General features: G+C 71.1%; 19 protein-coding genes. 12 read left to right on the top strand and 7 right to left on the bottom strand.

Annotated features, from left to right (window positions below; translation table 11 throughout):
• Positions 1-74: 74 nt before the first annotated feature.
• The 8 genes from AB0B61_RS23715 to AB0B61_RS23680 are packed head-to-tail and all read left to right on the top strand — an operon-like array spanning position 75 to position 9,812.
• Positions 75-1,925: a beta-L-arabinofuranosidase domain-containing protein gene (locus tag AB0B61_RS23715; protein ID WP_358435453.1), complete on the top strand. Its 1,851-nt coding sequence runs from the start codon at positions 75-77 to the stop codon at positions 1,923-1,925.
• 36 nt (positions 1,926-1,961) lie between these two features.
• A complete protein-coding gene (locus AB0B61_RS23710; protein ID WP_358435450.1) occupies positions 1,962-3,653 on the top strand; it encodes an ABC transporter substrate-binding protein in 1,692 nt (563 codons plus the stop codon).
• Between the two features lie 6 nt (positions 3,654-3,659).
• A complete protein-coding gene (locus AB0B61_RS23705) occupies positions 3,660-4,598 on the top strand; it encodes an ABC transporter permease (RefSeq protein ID WP_358435447.1) in 939 nt (312 codons plus the stop codon).
• Positions 4,598-5,593, top strand: a complete 996-nt coding sequence (locus AB0B61_RS23700) for an ABC transporter permease (RefSeq protein WP_358435444.1) — start codon at positions 4,598-4,600, stop codon at positions 5,591-5,593. Before AB0B61_RS23705 ends, AB0B61_RS23700 begins: the two co-directional genes overlap by 1 nt.
• On the top strand, positions 5,590-6,402 hold the full coding sequence (locus tag AB0B61_RS23695) for an ABC transporter ATP-binding protein (RefSeq protein ID WP_358435442.1): 813 nt from the start codon (positions 5,590-5,592) through the stop codon (positions 6,400-6,402). The genes AB0B61_RS23700 and AB0B61_RS23695 overlap by 4 nt, the downstream gene beginning before the upstream one ends.
• Positions 6,399-7,223, top strand: coding sequence for an ATP-binding cassette domain-containing protein (locus tag AB0B61_RS23690; RefSeq protein ID WP_358435439.1), 825 nt, complete (start codon positions 6,399-6,401; stop codon positions 7,221-7,223). The genes AB0B61_RS23695 and AB0B61_RS23690 overlap by 4 nt, the downstream gene beginning before the upstream one ends.
• The gene (locus tag AB0B61_RS23685) at positions 7,220-8,503 is read left to right on the top strand and encodes an alpha/beta fold hydrolase (RefSeq protein WP_358435436.1); all 1,284 of its coding nucleotides are present in this window, start codon (positions 7,220-7,222) and stop codon (positions 8,501-8,503) included. Before AB0B61_RS23690 ends, AB0B61_RS23685 begins: the two co-directional genes overlap by 4 nt.
• Complete coding sequence (locus tag AB0B61_RS23680; protein ID WP_358435434.1) at positions 8,496-9,812, top strand: aminopeptidase P family protein; 1,317 nt, start codon at positions 8,496-8,498, stop codon at positions 9,810-9,812. Before AB0B61_RS23685 ends, AB0B61_RS23680 begins: the two co-directional genes overlap by 8 nt.
• A 24-nt stretch (positions 9,813-9,836) precedes the next feature.
• On the opposite strand, the gene AB0B61_RS23675 is transcribed toward AB0B61_RS23680, so the two are convergent.
• From AB0B61_RS23675 to AB0B61_RS23645, 7 genes are all read right to left on the bottom strand, one after another.
• Positions 9,837-10,097: a hypothetical protein gene (locus AB0B61_RS23675; protein ID WP_358435431.1), complete on the bottom strand. Its 261-nt coding sequence runs from the start codon at positions 10,095-10,097 to the stop codon at positions 9,837-9,839.
• On the bottom strand, positions 10,081-10,368 hold the full coding sequence (locus AB0B61_RS23670; RefSeq protein WP_358435429.1) for a hypothetical protein: 288 nt from the start codon (positions 10,366-10,368) through the stop codon (positions 10,081-10,083). The genes AB0B61_RS23675 and AB0B61_RS23670 overlap by 17 nt, the downstream gene beginning before the upstream one ends.
• Positions 10,365-11,486, bottom strand: a complete 1,122-nt coding sequence (locus AB0B61_RS23665; RefSeq protein WP_358435426.1) for an XRE family transcriptional regulator — start codon at positions 11,484-11,486, stop codon at positions 10,365-10,367. Before AB0B61_RS23665 ends, AB0B61_RS23670 begins: the two co-directional genes overlap by 4 nt.
• A gap of 39 nt (positions 11,487-11,525) precedes the next feature.
• Positions 11,526-13,172, bottom strand: coding sequence for a RecQ family ATP-dependent DNA helicase (locus tag AB0B61_RS23660; RefSeq protein WP_358435425.1), 1,647 nt, complete (start codon positions 13,170-13,172; stop codon positions 11,526-11,528).
• Positions 13,173-13,237: 65 nt separating this feature from the next.
• Positions 13,238-13,687 carry a DUF6221 family protein gene (locus tag AB0B61_RS23655; protein WP_358435422.1) on the bottom strand — a complete coding sequence of 150 codons (450 nt, stop codon included), beginning with the start codon at positions 13,685-13,687 and terminating at the stop codon, positions 13,238-13,240.
• Positions 13,688-13,696: 9 nt separating this feature from the next.
• The gene (locus AB0B61_RS23650; RefSeq protein ID WP_358435419.1) at positions 13,697-14,095 is read right to left on the bottom strand and encodes a YchJ family metal-binding protein; all 399 of its coding nucleotides are present in this window, start codon (positions 14,093-14,095) and stop codon (positions 13,697-13,699) included.
• Positions 14,096-14,125: 30 nt separating this feature from the next.
• The gene (locus AB0B61_RS23645; RefSeq protein WP_358435416.1) at positions 14,126-14,815 is read right to left on the bottom strand and encodes a sulfotransferase family protein; all 690 of its coding nucleotides are present in this window, start codon (positions 14,813-14,815) and stop codon (positions 14,126-14,128) included.
• A 125-nt stretch (positions 14,816-14,940) separates the two neighbouring features.
• Between AB0B61_RS23645 and AB0B61_RS23640 the strand changes: the two genes are divergently transcribed.
• From AB0B61_RS23640 to AB0B61_RS23625, 4 genes are all read left to right on the top strand, one after another.
• Positions 14,941-16,425, top strand: a complete 1,485-nt coding sequence (locus tag AB0B61_RS23640) for a fatty acid--CoA ligase family protein (RefSeq protein WP_358435414.1) — start codon at positions 14,941-14,943, stop codon at positions 16,423-16,425.
• A gap of 115 nt (positions 16,426-16,540) precedes the next feature.
• A complete protein-coding gene (locus tag AB0B61_RS23635) occupies positions 16,541-18,124 on the top strand; it encodes an NAD(P)-binding domain-containing protein (protein ID WP_358435411.1) in 1,584 nt (527 codons plus the stop codon).
• Positions 18,124-19,260 (top strand): alpha-hydroxy acid oxidase, encoded by a 1,137-nt coding sequence (locus AB0B61_RS23630; RefSeq protein WP_358435611.1) that lies wholly within the window; start codon positions 18,124-18,126, stop codon positions 19,258-19,260. The genes AB0B61_RS23635 and AB0B61_RS23630 overlap by 1 nt, the downstream gene beginning before the upstream one ends.
• On the top strand, positions 19,254-20,723 hold the full coding sequence (locus AB0B61_RS23625) for a cytochrome P450 (RefSeq protein WP_358435408.1): 1,470 nt from the start codon (positions 19,254-19,256) through the stop codon (positions 20,721-20,723). Before AB0B61_RS23630 ends, AB0B61_RS23625 begins: the two co-directional genes overlap by 7 nt.
• Positions 20,724-20,792 lie beyond the last annotated feature (69 nt).

Genomic DNA, 20,792 nt, shown 5'->3' with positions numbered 1-20,792 from the left:
TCGCCCCAACTCTTGGCAGTCCACCTACCCGACATCTATGGTTCAGTGCAATGCCACACATTACTGATGAACCGATGGTGTCCGAGCACGTCAAGCCGGTCGCCGTCCGCATCGTGGGCGGCCTGCTGCATGCCTGGCAGCTCAGGAACAGCGCGGCCACGGTCCCCCACGCCATCGAGCGGCTGCGCGCCGCCGGGAACGTGGGCAACCTCAGCCGCCTGCTGGTGGACGACCCGCCCCCGTACCGGGGCCGCTACCCGTTCCTCGACACCGACCTGTACAAGACGCTCGAAGGGCTGGCGTACGAGCTGGCCACGGGCACCGCGGCCGAGCCCGTACGGGAGTTCTACGAGGAGGTCGTCGGGCTGCTGGAGCGGGTGCAGGCGGACGACGGCTACCTGAACTCCTTCTTCCAGGACCCGGCCGCCGCCAAGAAGCCGTGGGAGGACCTGGCCTGGGGGCACGAGCTGTACAACCTGGGCCACCTCATCCAGGCCGCCGTCGCCGCCGCCCGGCACCTGGGCGACCGGCGGTTGCTCGCGGTCGCGGTCAGGTTCGCCGACCTGGTCGTGGCCCGCTACGGCGAGGGCCGCGAGGAGGCCGTCTGCGGTCACCCGGAAGTGGAGATGGCGCTGGTCGAGCTGTTCAGGGAGACGGGCGAGCGCGCCTATCTCACCCAGGCCCGGCTGTTCGTCGACCGCCGCGGCCACGGGCACCTGAAGCACAGCATCTTCCCGGGCGAGTACTTCCAGGACCACCTGCCCTTCCGCGACCTGCCCTCGGTGACCGGCCACGCCGTGCGCATGGCCTACCTGGCCGCCGGCGCGGCCGATGTGTACCTCGAGACGGGAGACCGCTCCCTGTTCGAGGCGCTGGAGCGGCTGTGGGACGACATGGTGGCCACCAAGCTCTACGTCACCGGCGGACTGGGCAGCCGTCACTCCGACGAGGCCATCGGCGACCGCTACGAACTGCCGTCCGAACGCGCCTACAGCGAGACCTGCGCGGCCATCGGCACCATGCAGTGGGCGTGGCGGATGTTCCTGGCCACCGGTGGCGCCAAGTACCTCGACGTGTTCGAGCGGATCCAGTACAACGCCTACGCCGTGGGACTGTCGGCCGAGGGCACCGCCTTCTTCTACGACAACCCGCTCCAGCGCCGCCCCGACCACGAGCAGCGCAGCGGCGCGGAGGACGGCGGCGACCCGCTGCGCCGGCCGTGGTTCGGCTGCCCCTGCTGCCCGCCGAACATCGTGCGCTGGATGACCCAGCTCGGCGACCACATGGCCGCCGAACGCGACGGCGCGCTGCTGATCGCCGCCTACGCCGCGGCCAGGATCGACACCGAGGCGCTCGGGCTGACGATGGAGAGCGACTACCCGTGGGACGGCGACGTGCGCCTGGTCCTGGACCGGGCGCCCGACGGGCCGTACACGATCATGCTGCGCGTGCCGGGCTGGGCCAAGAACGTGACGGTTACCGTCAACGGCGCGGCGGCCGACGCCACCGCGCGGGACGGGTGGCTGAGCGTCGAGCGGGTCTGGCACGCGGGCGACGAGGTACGCCTGAGCCTGCCGATGCCGGTCAGGGCGCACGGCTCGCACCCCCACCTCGACGCGACGCGGGGCGCGGCCAGCCTGGCGCGCGGCCCGCTGGTGTACTGCGTCGAACAGCAGGACTGCCCTGTGGACGTCGACGACCTGGTACTACCAAGCGTTGTTAACGCCAACATCGCCACGTCGGAAGGCGCGGTCGTCCTCCAGGTGGAGGCGGCCGCGGCACCGGCGCCGTCCGCGGAGCTCTACCCCGAGCTGCCGCAGGAGCGGGCGTTCCCGGAGACGACGGTCACCACGGCCTTCGTCCCGTACTTCATGTGGGGCAACCGTAGCCCCGAGGCCATGCGGGTGTGGGTCCGCAGTGCGTGACCCCCACCCAATGGATTGATTCAGAAAGAAGGCGACATGAGGAGATCGGCTGCGCTTTCGGGCGTCGCGGTGAGCGCCGTGCTGGCGCTCGCGGCCTGTGGGGGCGGCGGCGCCGCCCCCTCCACCTCCACCGGATCCGGCTCGTCCGGCTCGTCCGCGAAGCCCGCCACCGGTGGCACCGTGCACTTCCTGACAAAGGCGGACTTCTCCCACCTGGATCCGGTACGCGGCTGGGACGGCGGCGTCAACAACTTCTACCGGCTCATCTACCGGAACCTGACCACCTTCGGCGCGGCCCCGGGCGCGGAGAGCACGAAGATCGTGCCCGACCTCGCCACCGACACGGGCAAACCGTCCGACGGCGCCAAGACCTGGACCTTCACCCTCAAGGACAACCTGTTCTTCGAGGACGGCACACCGATCACCAGCGAGGCGGTGAAGTTCGGCGCCACGCGCGGCTTCGACCCCGAGGCCGGGATCGGCTCACCGTACGCCAAACTGCTCCTCGACGCGCCCAAGGACTACAAGGGCCCGTACGTCTCCGGCGACCTCGACACGATCGAGACCCCTGACGCCAAGACCATCGTCTTCCACCTCAAGAAGCCCTTCGCCGACTTCCCCAGCGCCCTGGCCATGGCCAACTTCGTCCCCTTCCCCAAGGGCACCGGCGCCGCGGCCGCGTTCGACACCAAGCCGATCGCGTCGGGGCCGTACAAGGTGGCCAGTTACAACCGCGGCTCCTCGCTCAAGCTGGTGCGCAACCCGCAGTGGAAGGCCGAGACCGACAGCGTCAGGTCGGCCAAGCCGGACGCCTGGGAGTGGACGTTCGGGCTGGACCCGGCCACCATCGACGAGCGCATGCTGGCCGGGCAGGGCACCGACGCCGACGCCGTCGCGGGCACGATCCAGGCGGCCACCGTGGCGCGGGTGCAGACTCCGCAGCTCAAGGCGCGCGCGCTGAGCGGGCTCAACGGCTGCACCACCTACATGGGCCTGAACACCACCAAGAAGCCGCTCGACGACGTGCGGGTGCGCCAGGCGATCAACTACGCCATCAACAAGGACACCGTGGTGGCCGGGATGGGCGGTTCGAGCCTGGCGGCCAAGGGCACCTCCATCCAGCCGCCGACGGTCGCCGGCCGGGTCGACTACGACCCCTATCCCACCGACGTCGAGGCGGCCCGCAAGCTGCTCGCCGAGGCGGGCCAGGCCAACGGCTTCACCCTCACCCTCGACACCCGGCCGGACCCGAAGATGGCGGCGGTCGCCGTGGCCATCCAGGAGGCGCTCAAGGCGGTGAAGATCGACGTCAAGATCAACAACATCGACACCTCCACTTACTACGAGGTGATCGGCACACCCGCGCAGCAGCACGACGCCGCCGTCACCGGCTGGTGCCCCGACTGGGCGTCCGGCGCGACGTTCCTGCCGCCGCTGTTCGACGGCCGCAACATCACCGCCAAGGGCAACGCGAACCTCGCCCAGATCAACGACAAGGCGATCAACAAGCGCATCGACGAGATCGCCGCGATGCCCGACGTCACGGCCGCGAACGCCGCCTACGGGGAACTGGACAAGGAGATCATGAAGCTGGCGCCGATCGTGCCGCTGGCCTATGAGAAGTACGTCCTCGTCTATGGCGCCAACATCGCCGGCGCGTACCAGTCCGCCTCGTTCTCCGGGGGTATCGACCTGGTATCCGTCGGGCTGGCCAAGCCGGGCAAGTAGCCGAAGATGACCACCACCACTGCCCTCCCACCGGCGGGCGCCCCCGTGGCGCCCGCCACCTCGGCCCGGCGGGTCGCCGGCGCGCTGCTGCACGACTGGGCGGCCATGCTCAGCACGGCCTTCCTCGTGCTGGTCCTGCTGATGGCGATCTGCGCGCCGCTGATCTCCGCGATCACCGGCCACGGGCCGAACGACTTCGACAGCGCCGCCATCGACACCGACCTCGGCGGGCTGCCGCGCGGCTCGCTGGGCGGGATCAGCGCCGACCACCTGCTCGGTGTGGAGCCGCAGAACGGCCGCGACATCCTGGCGCGCATCGCGTACGGCGCGCGCGTCTCGCTGCTGATCGCGGCCGCCGCCACCGTGCTCACCACCCTGCTCGGGGTGGTGCTCGGCATGCTGGCCGGCTTCTACCACGGCTGGGTCGACCAGGTGATCTGCCGGATCATGGACTTCCTGATGGCCTTCCCCGCCCTCATCTTCATGATCGCGATCCTGTCCTCGCTGCCGGCGGGCAACCGGTCGGTGCTGCTGGTGGTGGTGATCAGCGTCTTCGGCTGGCCGTACCTCGCCCGTGTGGTGCGCGGCCAGACGCTGACGCTGGTGAACAGGGAGTTCGTCGAGGCCGCCCGGGTGTCGGGCGCCTCGACGGGCGTCCTGGTGTTCAGGGAGATCCTGCCGAACCTGCGCAGCTCGCTGATCGTGATGACCACGCTGGCCGTGCCCGGCTACGTCGGCACCGAGGCGGGGCTGTCGTTCCTGGGCGTCGGCGTGGCACCGCCGACACCGTCCTGGGGGCAGATGATCTCCAGCTCGGTGGGCTGGTACGCCGTGGACCCGATGTACTTCGCGGTGCCCGGCGCCTTCCTGTTCTGCACCGTGCTGTCCCTGACCGTGCTCGGGGACCGCCTGCGTGCCGCCTTCGACGCCGGGGAGGCCTCCTGATGGCGCGTTATGTCGCCGCGCGGTTCGCCGGCATCGTGGTGATCCTGTTCCTGGTCTGCCTGTTCACCTTCGTCATCTTCTTCACGCTGTCGCCGGATCCGGCGCTGATGATCTGCGGGAAGACGTGCACGCCCGAGCGGATCGACCAGATCCGCGGGGTGCTCGGGCTCGACCAGCCGTACTTCACCCAGTTCTGGACGTTCCTGACGGCCATCTTCGTCGGCCGGGACTACGGCTCGGGGGCCAACCTGATCCACTGCGCGGCCCCGTGCCTGGGCTACAGCTTCCAGACCAATCAGTCGGTCTGGGAGATGGTCGTGGACCGGCTCCCGGTCAGCGCCACCGTCGCGATCGGCGCCGCGGTGCTCTGGCTGCTGATCGGCATCCTGGCCGGGCTGCTCAGCGCGGTGAAGGAGGGCACCTGGTGGGACCGTACCGCGATGGGGCTGGCCCTCGGCGGGTCGAGCATCCCCAACTACGTGCTGGCGCTGGCGCTGCAGTACGTGCTGGTGGTGTGGCTGCAGATCCTGCCCTTCCCGTCGGCGGTCTCCTTCTCCGACGGCCCGGTGCTGTGGTTCCAGTCGTACCTGATGCCCTGGGTCGTGCTGGCCACCGGCTACGCCTGCCTCTACGCGCGGCTGACCAGGGCCAACGTGATCGACACGCTGGCGGAGAACTTCATGCGCACGGCGCGGGCCAAGGGCCTGCCGCCCATGCTCACCATGCGGCGGCACGCGCTGCGGCCCGCGCTCACCCCGATCGCCACCATCTTCGGGATGGACTTCGCGGCCCTGCTGGGCGGCGCGCTCATCACCGAGACGGTCTTCGGCCTCAACGGCGTGGGCAAGATGGCCGCCGACTCGATCGCCAAGAACGACCAGCCGGTGATCATGGCGGTGACGCTGCTCGCCGCGTTCTTCGTGGTGGTGGGGAACCTGGTGGTCGATCTCGTCTACACCACGCTGGACCCGAGAGTGAGGATCACCGCGAAATGAGTGACCTGCTTGTCGTGGAGGACCTCACCGTCACCTTCCCCACCACGCGGGGGCCGGTGGACGTCGTCAAGGACGTCTGCTTCACCGTCGGCAGCGACGAGACGGTCGGCATCGTCGGCGAGTCCGGTTCGGGCAAGTCGATGACCAGCCTCGCGATCATGGGACTGCTGCCCCGGGGGGCGGTGACCCGGGGCAGCATCCGGCTGGACGGCACCGAGCTGCTCGGCCGCAGCGACAAGGACATGCGCCGGATCAGGGGGGACCAGGTCTCGATGGTCTTCCAGGACCCGCTGTCGTCGCTGAACCCGTACTACACCGTTGGCCTGCAGATCGAGGAGGTCTACCGGGCCCATAAGGGCCGCTCCCGCAAGGCGGCGCGCAAGGTCGCGATCGAGGCGCTGGAGCAGGTCGGCCTGCCCGACCCGGAGCGGCGGGTGGACTACTACCCGCACCAGTTCTCCGGCGGGCAGCGGCAGCGCGTCATGATCGCGATGGCGCTGGTCTGCTCCCCCGCCCTGCTCATCGCCGACGAGCCGACCACCGCGCTCGACGTGACCGTCCAGGCGCAGATCCTGCGCCTGCTGGCCGACCTGCGGCGGCAGAGCGGCACCGGGATGGTGTTCATCACCCACGACCTCGCGGTGATCAGCTCGATCGCCACCCGCGTCCTGGTGATGTGCCGGGGTGAGCAGGTCGAGTACGACACCGCCGAGCAGGTCTTCTCCGATCCGCGGCACGACTACACCCGGATGCTGCTGGACAGCGTCCCGCGCATCGACGACTCCCCCATCGACGAGGTGATGTCATGAGCGAGCCCCTGCTGAGGGCGAACGAGCTGACCAAGCGGTTCGTCACCCGCGGGCCGCTGGGCGGCAAGGCCGAGTTCGTCGCGGTCGACGGCGTCAGCTTCGAGGTCCGGCCGGGCGAGACGCTGGCCGTGGTGGGCGAGTCGGGCAGCGGCAAGTCGACGACCGCCCGCATGGTGGCCAGGCTGACGGAGCCGAGCGCGGGCACCCTGGAGTTCGAGGGCGAGGACATCACCGTCGCCAAGGGGTCCGCGCTGGCCCGCTACCGCGCCAACGTGCAGGTCGTCTTCCAGGACCCGTTCTCCTCGCTCAACCCCCGCCACACGGTCGAGCGCATCCTGATGGCGCCGCTGGTGTACCAGGGGATCCCCCCGACGGGCGGGAAGCGGGCACACGCCAGGGAGCTGATGGAGCGGGTCGGGCTGAACCCGGACCACTCCCAGCGCTATCCCGCGCAGTTCTCCGGCGGCCAGGCGCAGCGGATCGGCATCGCCCGCGCGCTGGCCGTGCACCCCAAGCTGGTCATCTGCGACGAGGCGGTGTCCGCCCTGGACGTCTCGGTGCAGGCCCAGGTCATCGAGCTGCTGCGGCGGCTGCAGGCCGAGAGCGGCTTCAGCTACATCTTCATCGCCCACGACCTGGCCGTCGTCCGGCAGATCGCCCATCGGGTGGCGGTCATGAGCAAGGGCAGGATCGTCGAGCAGGGCCCGGTCGACAGCGTCTTCGGCGACCCCCAGGACCCTTACACCCGCACGCTCCTGGCCGCCATCCCCCGCATCAACCCCGAATGGGACCGCAGGCGCCGTGAAGGGAGCCCCCGTTGACCACCTACACGATTCCCGGGATGCGCGTGCGCGACCACCTGGTGGAGGTGCCGCTCGACTGGTCCGCGCCCGGCGGGGACACCATCACGGTGTTCGCCCGGGAGCTGGTCGATCCGGTGCGCGCGGCCGAGGACCTGCCGTGCCTGCTCTACCTGCAAGGCGGTCCCGGCGGCAAGGGCCCGCGCCCGGTCGGCATGAACGGCTGGATCGGCCAGGCGCTCAAGACGCACCGGGTGATCCTGCTCGACCAGCGCGGCACCGGGCGCAGTTCGCGGATCGACGGGCGGGTCATGAGCGCGTTCGGGAGCGCGCGAGAGGCCGCCGACCACCTCGCCCACTTCCGCGCCGACTCGATCGTCGCCGACGCCGAGCACCTGCGTACGACCGTCTTCGGCGGCCGTCGCTGGGAGACGCTGGGCCAGAGCTACGGCGGATTCCTCACGCTGACGTACCTGTCGCAGGCTCCGCAGGGGCTGCGCGCCTGCTACGTCACCGGGGGGCTGCCCGGCCTGGACCCGGACGCGGCGGAGGTCTACCGGCGCACCTATCCCCGTGTCGCGGCCAAGAACGCCGAGTTCTACCGCCGCTACCCGCACCACGTGGAGACCGTCGGCCGCCTGGCCGACCGGCTGGCCGCGCAGGACGTACACCTGCCCGACGGCGACGTGCTCACGGTGCGGCGGTTGCAGTCGCTCGGCATCGACTTCGGCATGAAGCCGGGCTACGAGCGCATGCACTGGCTGCTCGACGAGGCGCTCGACGGCGACCACGTGACGGACACCTTCCTGCAGCAGGTGCTGGCCCGCTCCTCCTACAGCGACAACCCGCTGTTCGCCGCGCTCCAGGAGAGTATCTACGGCTCGGGCCCCGGAGCCACCGGCTGGGCCGCCGAGCGCGAGCGGGCCCGCCACCCGGCCTTCGCCGAGTCGGCCCGGCCGCTGCTGTTCACCGGGGAGATGATGTACCCCTGGATGTTCGCGGAGATCCGGGCGTTGCGCCCGTTCCGCGCGGCCGTGGAGCTGCTGGCCGAGCGGGCGGACTGGCCGCCGCTCTATGACCCGGTACGCCTGGCCGCCAACGAGGTTCCGCTGGCCGCCGCCGTGTATTACGACGACATGTACGTAGATTCCGGCCTGCAACTGGACACCGCCGCTCGCATCGGCAACGCCCAGGCGTGGGTCACCAACGAGTACGAGCACGACGGCCTGGGCGAGGACCGCGTCTTCGCCCGGCTGACCGGGCTGGTACGTGACATCGGAGGAGGCATCACAGGTGACTGACGGCAGGCCCCCCAAACTGCTGGACATCCCGGCGTTCACTGACTACATCGGCAAGGGCTGGGACATCCCCGACCGCACCCCCGTCGTCGTCCCCGGCGCCGCCGAGGCCGCCGCCGCCCACCGGGCCAGGCTCGGCGCCGCGCTCCCCGGCCGGACCGTCGTGGTGGCGGCCGGCCAGGCGCCGGTACGCAGCAACGACACCTCCTACGACTTCCGCCCCGGCAGCGACTTCTACTGGCTGACCGGCTGCGTGGCCGAGGACGCCGTGGCCGTGATCAGGGACGGCGACGCGGTCGTCTACCTGCCCGTCCCCGCCTATCCCGGCGAGCCGGGCTTCTTCGCCGACGCCGCCCACGGGGAGCTGTGGGTGGGCGCCGCCCCCGGACTGACCGAGTGGTCGGCGGCGCTGGGCGTGCCGGTCAGGCCGCTGACCGACTTCGACGGCACGGTCTCCACCGACGACGACATCGCCCGGGTGCTGGCCGAGCTGCGCATGATCAAGGATGACTGGGAGATCGGCCAGCTGCGGGAGGCCGTGGACCGGACGGTCGAGGGGTTCGCCGCCGTGCTCGCCGAGATCCCCACCGCCGTGGCCGGGCCGGGCGAGCGCTGGCTGCAGGGCACCTTCGACCGCTACGCCAGGGCGTACGGCAACGGCCCCGGCTACGCGACGATCGTGGGCAGCGGCCCGCACGCCCCGACCCTGCACTGGGTGCGCTGCGACGGCCCGGTGCTGCCGGACGAGCTGCTGCTGCTCGACATGGGCGTGGAGGTACGCAGCCACTACACCGCGGACGTCACCCGCACCTTCCCCGCCTCCGGCGCCTTCTCCCCCGCTCAGCGCCAGGTGCACGACCTGGTGGAGCGGGCGCACCGGGCGGCGCTGGCGCAGGTCGCCCCCGGCCGCCGCTTCACCGACTTCCACCACGCCGCGATGGAGGTCATCGCGCGGGGCCTGGACGACTGGGGGATGCTGCCCGTCTCGGTGGACGAGGCGCTGTCGGAGCGCGGCCAGCACCACCGCCGCTACCTGATCTGCGGCATCGGCCACCACCTCGGCCTGGACGTGCACGACTGCGCCAAGGCCGCACCCGAGGCCTACCAGGGGGCGCTCATCGAGCCGGGCATGGTGTTCACGGTCGAGCCCGGCCTGTACTTCCACGCCCACGACCTGACCGTGCCGCCCGAGCTGCGCGGGATCGGCGCGCGCATCGAGGACGACCTGCTGGTGACGGCGGACGGCATCGACGTGCTCTCGGCCGAGCTGCCCCTGTCGGCGAGCGGCCTGGAGGACTGGATGCGCCGCTGATCGGCAGGCCCCGTGTTCGGGCCCTCACAGTTGAGCGGGATGCGCGGGCAGGCGGATGACACGGCCCGCCTGTGCGATGCAGTGCAGCAGCTTGAAGCCCTCATCCCGCTTACAGCAGTCGTCCTGGATCCCCTCGGAGACCAGATCCATCGTGTCCCGTGTGACGATGCCGCGCGCCCTGGCGTAGTCGGCCGCGTCACGGTCGTCGCTGATCCAGAACGACTCGTTGAACTCTGGACGGCTCACGATCAGATAGCAGGTCTGTGCCTCACCGAGGTGCTTCAAGCTCACTCCGTCTCCCGCCGAACGCGGCACGGCGGATGCGTTCGATCTGTTCGACATCGCCCTGATCATCGATCTCGATCGGATCCCCGAGCCATCGGTCGCGGGCCACGGAGTTCAGTTCGGGATAGACGCGCGCCGAGCGGCTCGCTTCGTAGGCGATCGCCTCTGCCCATCGACCGCGGCCGCGGAGGATCGACTCCAGCAGATCCAAACGCGAGACGCACGCGAAGTTGCACAGGACGGTGTTGTCCGGAAACCAGTAGTGGGTCATGAGGACAGGGGGGAATCCTCTCTCGACAGCCCCATGGCCTGCCGCAGTAGGGTCGTGTCCATGCCCAGCAGGCCGGCGAGTGGCCGCAACGTGGCCTGGCCGTCCCGGTATGCCCGCAGCATCGTCCGCATGAGCGGAAGCGGAACGCGCGGCTGAGAGGCCGAGGCGACCCACTCCGCGAAGGAATCGGTCCGGCCGGCCAACGTGGCCGCGTCCCATGCCCGCATGCGTGCGAACGCGGCGCAGGAACCGCGATCGATCAGGTCGAGGTTGAACAGGCGCCAGGCCAGTGTGGCCGGGGAGACCAGCAGCCGGCATGCCAGCTCGGCAAACGACCGATCCGTCCAAACCATGTCTCGTACCTGCCGCGTGAGGACATCGCCCGGCAACAGGAACTCGGCGGCGAACGCGTTGGCCCGCATCTCGGACGGCTTCCTCTTGTGCGCGGCGTCGTCGAGGCTTCCGTCCAGGTGCAGCCCCTGATCGTCGCCCGCGAGCAGATGGCCAAGCTCGTGCGCGATGGTGAACCGCTGCCGCGACGGCAGCTCAGAGGAGCCCACCACCATCAGGCCGCACAGGTCATCCGTCCAGCTCAATCCTTCGAAGCCATCCGGCAGGCTCATGATCCGGACATCGATGCCGAAGACGTCCTCCACGAGCGGCGCGAGATCCCGCACTTCCCAAGCGTTGACGCGCTCATCGCCCGCGCGGCGGCGCGCCACCGCGGCCAGCTTCCTGCCCTGATCGACACAGCGTCCTGTCTTGGGAACCGGCTCAAGGGACACTCTGCCCTGCGCGTAACCGAGATAGGACAGGTCCGACCACAGCTGAGAGAGCCGACCGGCCTCCTCGATCGCCACGTCCTGCGAGGTCGCTACCTGGGCGGCGGCCCGGGCCGCGACGGCGGGCACGGGCTTGTCGGCGCCCAGCAACCAGTCGACCGTCGTCGCGCCCATATCGGCGATGCGGGCCAGATCCAGCGAGGTGAAGCGGCGGACGCCGGCCAGCGACTTCGACATCTTGGAGCCGTCCAGGCCGACTTTGGCGGCGAACTCCGCCTGGCCGAGGCCGCTGTCCGTGATCAACTGTTTGACACGCTCGACCGTCACCCCATGCATGAATCGAGCCTATGTTTGACTTGCGAAAATCGCAAGTGACTACGCGTCATCCTTACGTCGCAGGACGCCTTCCACCGCGGCCAGGGCGAGCGTCTTGTAGCCCACCGAGTCGAACAGGACCGTGATCCGGTCCGGCTCGCGGCGCATGACCGTGCCCCGCCCCCATGCCTGGTGCTCGACCTTGGCGTGCAGCGGGTATGGACCGTCGCCGGTCGCGATGGGCTCCAGGCCGTCCTGGCAGGTGTCGCAGGTCCGGCAGGCCGTGTCGTACGGCTCGCCGAAGTACTCCAGCAGGAAGCGGCGGCGGCACCCGGTCGTCTCCGCGTAGCCGCGCATCATGTCGATGCGCGAGTCGTCGACGCGGTGCCGGATCTCGTCGAGCTCCACCGCCCGCGCGGCGGCCTTCTCCGGCGGCGGGCCGCCCGGCGCGTAGCGCAGGTCGCCGGAGTCGGTGACGGTCACCGCCTCGGCCTGCTCCAGCAGGTTGACCAGGCTCGTCAGCTGTGAGGCGCCCACCTCCAGCAGGGCGCGCAGCTCGGTGACGGGCACGGTGCCGCCGTGCTCCTTCACCAGGGTCGCCACCCGCAGCAGCGCCTCGGCGTCCACCCGGCCGCTGGCGAAGAAGCGGCGCAGGCCGAGATCCTCCGGCCGGTAGAACAGCACGGCGTGGGCGGGCCCGCCGTCCCGGCCCGCCCGGCCGATCTCCTGGTAGTAGGCGTCGGGCGACTCGGGCGGCGACGCGTGCAGCACGTACCGGACATCGGGCCGGTCGATCCCCATCCCGAACGCCGAGGTGGCCACCACCGTGTCCACCTCGCCCGCCGTGAAGAGCGAGTGCACGCGCGTCCGCTCGGCCGCCCGCATCCCGGCGTGGTACGGCTCGGCGTGGCGGCCCATCCCGGTCAGCAGCGCGGCGTACTCCTCGGCCTCGCGCCGGGTGGCGACGTAGACCAGGCCGAGCCCGTCGAGGGAGGCGGCGTGCTCGGCCAGGGCCCGGCTCTTGTCGTCGTCGCCGACGAACCGGCGTACCTCCAGCCGGATGTTGGGCCGGTCGAACCCGCGTACGATCTGCACCGGGTCCTTCAGCCCGAGGGAGCGGACGATCTCCTCCCGGACGTTCGGCGCCGCCGTGGCGGTCATCGCCACCACCGGCGGGTGCCCCAGGCGCTCGATGACCTTGCCCAGCCGCAGGTAGTCGGGGCGGAAGTCGTGCCCCCATGAGGAGACGCAGTGGGCCTCGTCGACCGCGATGAGCGACGGCTTGGCCTTGGCCAGCTGGGCGACGACGTCGGGCTTGGCCAGCTGCTCGGGCGACAGGAACACGAACTCCGCCTCCCCCGCCGTGACCTTCTCCAGCCCCGCCTTGACCGAGGAGGTGGAGTTGACCGCCACGGCCCCGCCCGCGTCGGCCTTCTCCAGGCCCATCACCTGGTCGCGCTGCAGCGCGATGAGCGGCGAGACGACCACGGTGGGGCCGTCGCGCAGCTGCGCGGGCACTTGGTAGACCGCCGACTTGCCGGCGCCGGTCGGCATGACCAGCAGCACGTCACGCCCGTCGAGCAGGTGTTCCATCGCCTCCTGCTGGCCCGGCCGCAGGTCCTGCCAGTCGAAGGTCTGCCGGGCCGTGGCCCGCAGCCGCCGTCCCTTCCGCCCGAACCGGCTGTTGAGCCTCGCCCGTAATCCCATATGCCCCTCCTGTTAGTGGGCGGCCAGTACCCGCAGCCGCGCTCACCGAACGCCGGCCGTCGAACTCAGCGTGGCGCCCACTCGGGCTGCCAGCCGGGACGATGACGGTAGCCGTAGGCGAGGAGCCGCAGCGTGTCGCAGGGCCCCTCGTCCGCGTGTCCGTCTTCGCCCGCACGCCCGCCTTCGTCCCCGGCTCCGTGACCGTGCGCGGCGATCAGGCGCAGCTCGGCGGCGCAGCGGGCCATGACGTCACGGGGATCGTGGCGGGCGATGTGCACGGCGTCCCTCATGGACGGGGCGTGACCGGCGTCGCCGGTGATGCAGACCGCGCCCCGGAAGGCCGACGGGTCGCCGAAGCCGACGAACTCCTGCCCGTTGGTCATGGTGACGAAGTCGTCGCCGTCGTACCACTCCCTGGTGGGGTCGTAGGACCACGGGCCGGGAGTCGCCGCCTCGGCCGTCGCGTTGTCGCCCTCGATCGTGGCGCGCAGCCAGGACAACAGGTCGTAGGTCAACGCTCTCCCTCAGTCGGCCCCGGCATAGGTCCACGCGCCCTCGTGCCGGACGAAGCGGCTGTGCTCTTCCATGTGGCCCGCCTCGCCGTTGTCGGTGTAGTGGGCCCGGAAGCGGACGGTGCCCTCGGAGTGGACGACGCTGCCCCCGGTGGTCTCCAGGATCTCCAGCCGGGTCCAGCGTGTCCCCCGGTCCAGGTCGAGCCGGGCCGGGCGGGCCGCCGGATGCCAGGTGCGCAGCAGATATCCGGCGTCGCCGACGCTGAAGGCACTGAACCGGGACCGCATGAGCGCCTCGGCCGTGGGCGCGGCGGCCAGGCCGCGATGCAGCCGCCCGCAGCACTCCCGGTAGGTCGCCGGCAGCCCGCACGGGCACGGGGCGGAGGCGGATTTCGAGTCACGTCGCGGCACGCCTCTCATTCTGCCCGGTGCCGGAGACCGTCAGCGCCCGCGCAGGATCAGGCGCAGCTGCCTGCCGGTCCGCTTGCGCCGGAACGCCTCCCGTTCGTTGGCCTGGGGGAAGGGCTCGTCCGGGACGGGCGTCCCGAGGAAGGCGCACAACGGCTCCCATCCCTCCCGGACGTCGAAGACCAGCAGCCGCGCGGCCGGGATCGCCGCCTGGACCTCGGCGAGGTGCCGTTCGAAGACCTTCATGACGTACGCGGGATCGTCGATGCGGCCGTCGAAGACCCGATCCATGACGGTCGCCCTGGCCATGCGCGGGTAGAGGGCGAAGTCCGGCGCCCGGCGCGCCACCAGCCACCGGATGATGCGGCGGCGGATCGGCATCGGGCGGCGTTCGGCCAGGGCGCCGGCGAAGATGGTCTCGCTGACGCTGTCGTACCAGCGGCGGGGGTCGCGGACGGTGAGGATGATCTTCGCGTCGGGATAGTGCTCGGCCAGCTCCCGCCAGTAAGAGGCGGCGGGCCAGTCCACCGCCGATCGGAAGCCGGTGAACAGCTCGTCCCAGTCGCGGGCGCGGCCCTCCCCGACGTCGAGCCACTGGCGGACCCGGTACGGCTCGGCTATGACCGTGGACATGTGGTAGCAGGGGCCGTACCCCAGCAGCTCCAGCGCCGCCTTCAGCGACCTCGTGCCCGTCCTGCCGAACCCCGCGCCGATCACCTTCATCCGGCGCTCCCTCCCGCCTCTGATCGGCCTCTGATCCGCGGTGCCTACCGTCACGGTGGACGACAAGCCGGATATATGACCAGATACATGTCGCAGCCGACCGCCGCAATGGTGAGGAGCCGACCATGCTGTTCCCGCATCCCCTTCTCGACGCGCTGCGGGACTCGCCCGGCGGCGTGGCGTTCGAGCACGGATCCCGGGCCGTCTCACGGGGTGAGCTGCTGGAGATGATCCGCCGGCTGGCCGGCGCGCTGGCCGCTGCCGGGCTCGGGCCCGGCCGGGGCGTCGCCATCCGGACCGCCGTGTCGCCGGAGGCGTTCGCCGCGCACATGGCCGCGCACGCGCTGGGCTGCCGCGTCGTGGGCGTCCGGCCCGGCTACCCGGCCGCGCAGCTCGCCCACGTGCTGGGGATGGGGGTCGACGCCCTGCTGGTCGACGGGTCGAGCGCGGCACCCGAGGGGCCGCTTCCCGTCCTGTCCTTGGCGGAGTTGCTGGCGCGCGCCGACGACGGCCGTCCCCTCACCGTCACGGCGCGGCCGGACGACGTGGCCGCGCTGACCTTCACCAGCGGCAGCACCGGGCGGCCCAAGGGCTGCGCGATCACCTACCGCGCGCTGAGCGAGCACTGGGCGTGGCAACCCCGCGTGTGGGGCCCGGTCGCGGCGGCGCTCGCCGAGTCGTTCGGGCGCTACCTGCTGTTCGGCACCCTGGCCAGCATGGTCGTCATGGAGTTCCTGGCGCCGTGCCTGCTGGGCGGCGGGACGGCGGTGATCCCGGAGGACGACGGGCGGCCGATCTTCCCGTACGCGATCGAGCGCCACCGGATCACCGGCTCCATCATCACCGTGCCCCGGCTGTACCAGATGCTCCGGCTGCTCAAGGACGACCCGGTCGACGTCGGCAGCCTGCGCGCGCTGATGGTCTCCGGCTCCCCGATCAGCCCGTCCCGGCTGGCGGCGGCGGTGGAACGGCTCGGCCCGGTCGTCTACCAGGGCTACGGCCAGACCGAGGCGGGCAACATCGCGATGCTCACACCCGCCGACATCGCCCGAGGCCACGCCGACTCGGTGGGCCGCCCGCATCCGGGGGTCGAGATCAGCGTCCGGGACGAGGATGACCGGGAGGTGGCCACGGGACGGACCGGCGAGATCCACGTACGCAGCCCGTACCTGATGTCCGGCTACTGGGGACAGCCGGCGGAGACCCGCGACACGCTGCGCGACGGGCGGCTGCGCACCCGCGACCTGGGCTACGTGGACGAGGAGGGCTTCCTGCACCTGGTCGGCCGGAGCCGGGATGTGATCATGGTGAACGCGATGGTGGTGTACGCGGGTCCGATCGAGCGGGTGCTGGCCGGGCATCCCGACGTGGACGAGGCGTACGTGGCCGGGGCGCCGGACGAGCTGACCGGGGAGGCCGTACACGCGTTCGTGGTGCCCGCCGCCGGGCGTACTCCGGGCCGCGACGCGCTGACCGCCCTGGTACGCGCCGAGCTCGGCGACGACAGCGTGCCCCGGACGATCACGGTGGTGCCGGCCGTCCCGGTCGCCGCCAGCGGCAAACCGGACAAGCGCGCCCTGCTGGACCGGCCCGGCGGGCGGATGCTCTGAGCATTCTCTGAGAATCGCCCGCCAACACTGATGTCGTCCTTTCCCTGACAGTCCTTTCCCTGACGGTCCTTTCCCTGACGGTCCTTTCCCTGACAGTCCGTTCCATGACATCGCTGTGACGGAGGCCTACGTGCCGGACAACGCCCTCGACTATCTGGTGATCGGCGCCGGCCCGGCGGGGCTGCAGCTGGGATATTTCCTGGAAAAGGCGAGCCGGTCGTACCTGATCCTGGAAGCCGGTCCCACACCGGGCATGTTCTTCCGCACCTTCCCGCGCCATCGCACACTCATCTCGATCAACAAGAGGTACAACGGAACCTCCGACCCGGAACTCAACCTCCGGATGGACTGGAACTCCCTGCTGTCGGACGACCCGGACCTGCTGTTCACCCGCTACAGCGAGCGCTACTTCCCCGCCGCCGACGACATGGTCCGCTACCTCGCCGACTACGCCGCCGCGTGCGGCCTGCGGATCGTCCACGACGCCCGCGCCGTCCACATCACCCGCGCGCCGGGCCTGGGCCCCTTCCGGGTGGCCGACGAGCACGGCCGGACGTACGAGGCGAAGCGCCTGATCGTGGCGACCGGGGTCACCCGGCCCAACATCCCGGAGATACCGGGCATCGAGACCGCCGAGCCCTATGGCACGGCCGCGACCGACCCGTCCGGCTACGTGAACCAGCGGGTGCTCGTCATCGGCAAGGGCAACTCGGCCTTCGAGACGGCGGACAACCTGGTCGAGACCGCCGCGGTGATCCACGTCGCGGGCCCGAACTCCGTACGGATGGCGTGGCGCACCCACTTCGTCGGGCACCTGCGCGCGGTCAACAACAACTTCCTCGACACCTACCAGCTCAAGTCCCAGAACGCGGTGCTGGACGGCTCGGTCAAGCGGATCGAGCGGCAGGCCGACGGCTCGTACCTGGTGACGGTGAGCTTCGCCCGCGCCGACGAGGTCACCAAGGACATCCCGTACGACCGGGTGATCGTCTGCACCGGTTTCCGGTTCGACGCCTCGATCTTCGACAACGGGTGCCGTCCGGAGCTGATGATCCAGGACCGCTTCCCGGCGCTCACCCCCGCCTACGAGTCGGTCAGCGTGCCCGGCCTCTACTTCGCCGGGACGCTGACGCAGTCCCGCGACTTCAAGCGCGGCACCAGCGGGTTCATCCACGGCTTCAGGTACGGCACCCGCGCGCTGCACCGCATCCTGGAGCACAGGTACCACGGCGTCCCGTGGCCCGGCCGCGAGCTCTCGGCCGACCCGGAGGCCATGGCGGCGGCGGTGCTCGACCGGGTCAACCGCTCCTCGGCGCTGTGGCAGCAGTTCGGGCTGCTGGCCGACGTCATCGTCCCCGACGGCCGGGGCGGGGCCCGCTACCTGGAGGAGCTGCCGGTCGATCTGGCGGGCCCGCCGATCGGCGACGCCGGCCACTTCGCGATCACCCTGGAGTACGGGCCGGAACACGACAAGGTCGACCCCTTCGACATCGCGGTCGGCCGGATCCGGCAGAGCGACTCCGCACGCGCCCACGAGGGCCACTACCTGCATCCGGTGGTACGGCATCACCGGTCCGGCGCCCCGGCCGCCGTGCACCACATCACCGAGAACCTGGAGAACGACTGGACCTCCCCGGAGGTGCACCTCGCGCCGCTGCGGGCCTTCTTCGCCCGCCAGGCCGCCTCGGTGCCCGCGTGATGGACGCGCTGGGCGAGTCCGCGGCCGGCGAGTTGGACGCGCTCGGCGGGTTCAAGGTCGGCGAGATGGACACGCTCAGCGAGTCCGAGGCCGGTGAGATGGCTACGCTCGGCGAGTTCGAGGCCGTGGCCCGTGCGCGTCTCGATCCCGCGCACTACGACTACTTCGCCGGCGGGGCCGGTGACGAGGTCACGCTGCGGGCCAACGAGGCGGCGTTCGACCGGCTGGCGCTGGTGCCGCGGGTGCTGCGCGGCACCGGGAAGCTCCAGCTCGGCGTCACTGTGCTGGGCAGCCGCGCGGCCATGCCCGTGCTGGTGGCGCCGACCGCGTTCCACCGGCTGGCCGACCCCGAGGGCGAGCGGGCCACGGCGCGGGCCGCCGCCACCGCCGAGACGATCATGATCGTCTCGATGGCGGCCACGGTCGCCGTCGAGGACGTGGCCGCGGCGGCGCCCGAGGCCGAGCTCTGGTTCCAGCTCTACATCCAGCCGGACCTGGCCTTCACCGAGACCCTCGTCCGGCGCGCCGAGGCGGCCGGCTGCACGGCGCTGGTCGTCACCGTGGACTCCCCCACCCTGGGAGCGCGGCCACGGGACCGGCACAACGGCTTCCACGACCTGCCCGAGGGCCTGTGCTGCGAGAACCTGCGCGACGGCGCGCGGGTGCGGCCGATCGTCATGTCACCGGAGATCTCCTGGGCGCACATCGACCGGCTCAGGGAGATGACGGCGCTGCCGATCGCGCTCAAGGGCGTCGCCCATCCCGCCGACGTACGCCTGGCGCTCGAGCACGGCGTCTCGGCGCTCCTGGTCTCCAACCACGGCGGCCGGCAGCTCGACACGGTCCCGGCCGCTGTCGATCTGCTGCCGGACATCGTCCGCGCCGTGGGCGGAGCCGTACCGGTGCTGCTGGACGGGGGTGTCCGGCGTGGCACCGACGTGCTGAAGGCGCTGGCGCTGGGCGCCGCCGCGGTCGCGCTGGGCCGTCCGGTGATCTGGGGGCTGGCGGCGGACGGCGAGCGGGGCGCGGGGCGGGTGCTCAGCCTGCTGCGTACGGAGGTCGAGCGGGCGCTCACGCTGTGCGGCTGCGCGTCGATCGACGAGCTCGAACCGGGGATGGTGCGACGGCCGTGGTGACCGGGATTTTGACCGCAGTGGTCGCGGCGGTCGCCGTCGTCGCGGTGCTGAGCCTGCCGTGGTGGTTGCCGGGCCGGGTCGTGGCGCTGCGTGTACGGGTCTTCAACCGGGTCAACGGGGACGAGGGCATCCCCGTGCCCGGCGATCTGGTCGGGATCGAGCGGTTCAAGGAGGTCTACTCCCATCCGGCGGCCGGTGGCCGGAGCAAGGGCGCCGCCCTGTCGGACCTGTTCTGGTACTGGCTGGCACCCGGCCCCGAGATACACCAGGAGCACTTGGAAGCGGGCGAACGGTATGACGCCGTCGCCCGGGCCACACGCGGCTTCCTGTCCCTACCGCGTACGGAGGCGGAGGAGCTGACCCGCCGCTGCGTCACCCGGACGCTGCGGGAGGCGCGCGGGCTGGTCCGGCTGCGCGACCTGACGATGCCGCTCTGGGCGGAGTTCTCGTACGCGCTGGTCTTCGGCAGGCCATGCCCGCGCACGGCCCGCGACCTGATCGTGGGCAACGCGAACGACGTCGTCACCTCGCTCAAGTGCTGCGGCCTGCGGCACATGGACCGGCGCGACCGGCTGACCCGGTACCTCATGGACCGGCTGCCCCTGGTGCGGCATCCGCTGCCCGAGGGGTTGTCGGCCAAGGAGCAGGCGCTCTACCTCCAGGGGGCCTTCTTCAACACCGCGGTCGTCCAGCTGTCGGAGGCCATGGCCCACCTGCTGATGGTCCTCGCGCAGCATCCGGACGTACAGGCGAGGGCGCTGACGGGCGGCCCGCGTTACCTGGACCAGGTGATCGCGGAGACGCTGCGGCTCTATCCGCTCTTCGGCATCGCCCACCGCGTCACGACCGGCGACATCCCGCTGGACGAGCGCACGGTGATCCCGGCCGGCTCGGTGCTGTGCTTCAACTACCCGGAGTTCCACCGCGCGGGCTTCACCGACCCCGACCACTTCGACCCCAGCCGCTTCGACCCTGACCGGTCCGACCCGGCTCGTTTCCACCCCGACCGCCTCAACCCGGCCCGCGATCACCCTGACCACTTCGAACCGGCCCAATCCCACCCAGACCCGGCCCACCCCCGTCCCCACCGGACGGTGGTCCGTGAGCTCAACCACATCCCGTTCGGCGTCGCCGCCAACCGGCCGTGCCCGGCCTGGCGGCTGGCGCCGATCGCCATGCGGGTCGCGGCGGAGGAGATCCTGCGCCTGTACGCCCTGGACTCCACCGCCTCCCACACCCGGTCCCTGCCCAACCGGGGGCCGTGCCTGCTCACCCCGCGCTACGCCCGCGGGAGTGCCGCCCACCGGCCGCTGCTGCTGTTCGTACGGTTCAGGGACCGCTGGGAGGACGTCTGGCGCAGCCTCGTCCAGCTGGTCCTCGGCACGTACATGGTCTGGGACGCGCGCAGGCAGCGGCTGTGCGAGCGCCACTTCGCGGATGAGAGCCGGCCGGTCACCCACTGATCGCCCCGACCGGCCGGTCACCCACTGACCGGCCCGGCCAGCCAGCTGGTCCCCCAACCGATCGTCCGG

The sequence above is a fragment of the Nonomuraea sp. NPDC049158 genome (genome assembly GCF_040648335.1).
GTDB lineage: Bacteria > Actinomycetota > Actinomycetes > Streptosporangiales > Streptosporangiaceae > Nonomuraea.
Note: the sequence above shows the minus strand (reverse complement) of the source record. Positions and strands in the feature narration are given on the sequence as shown.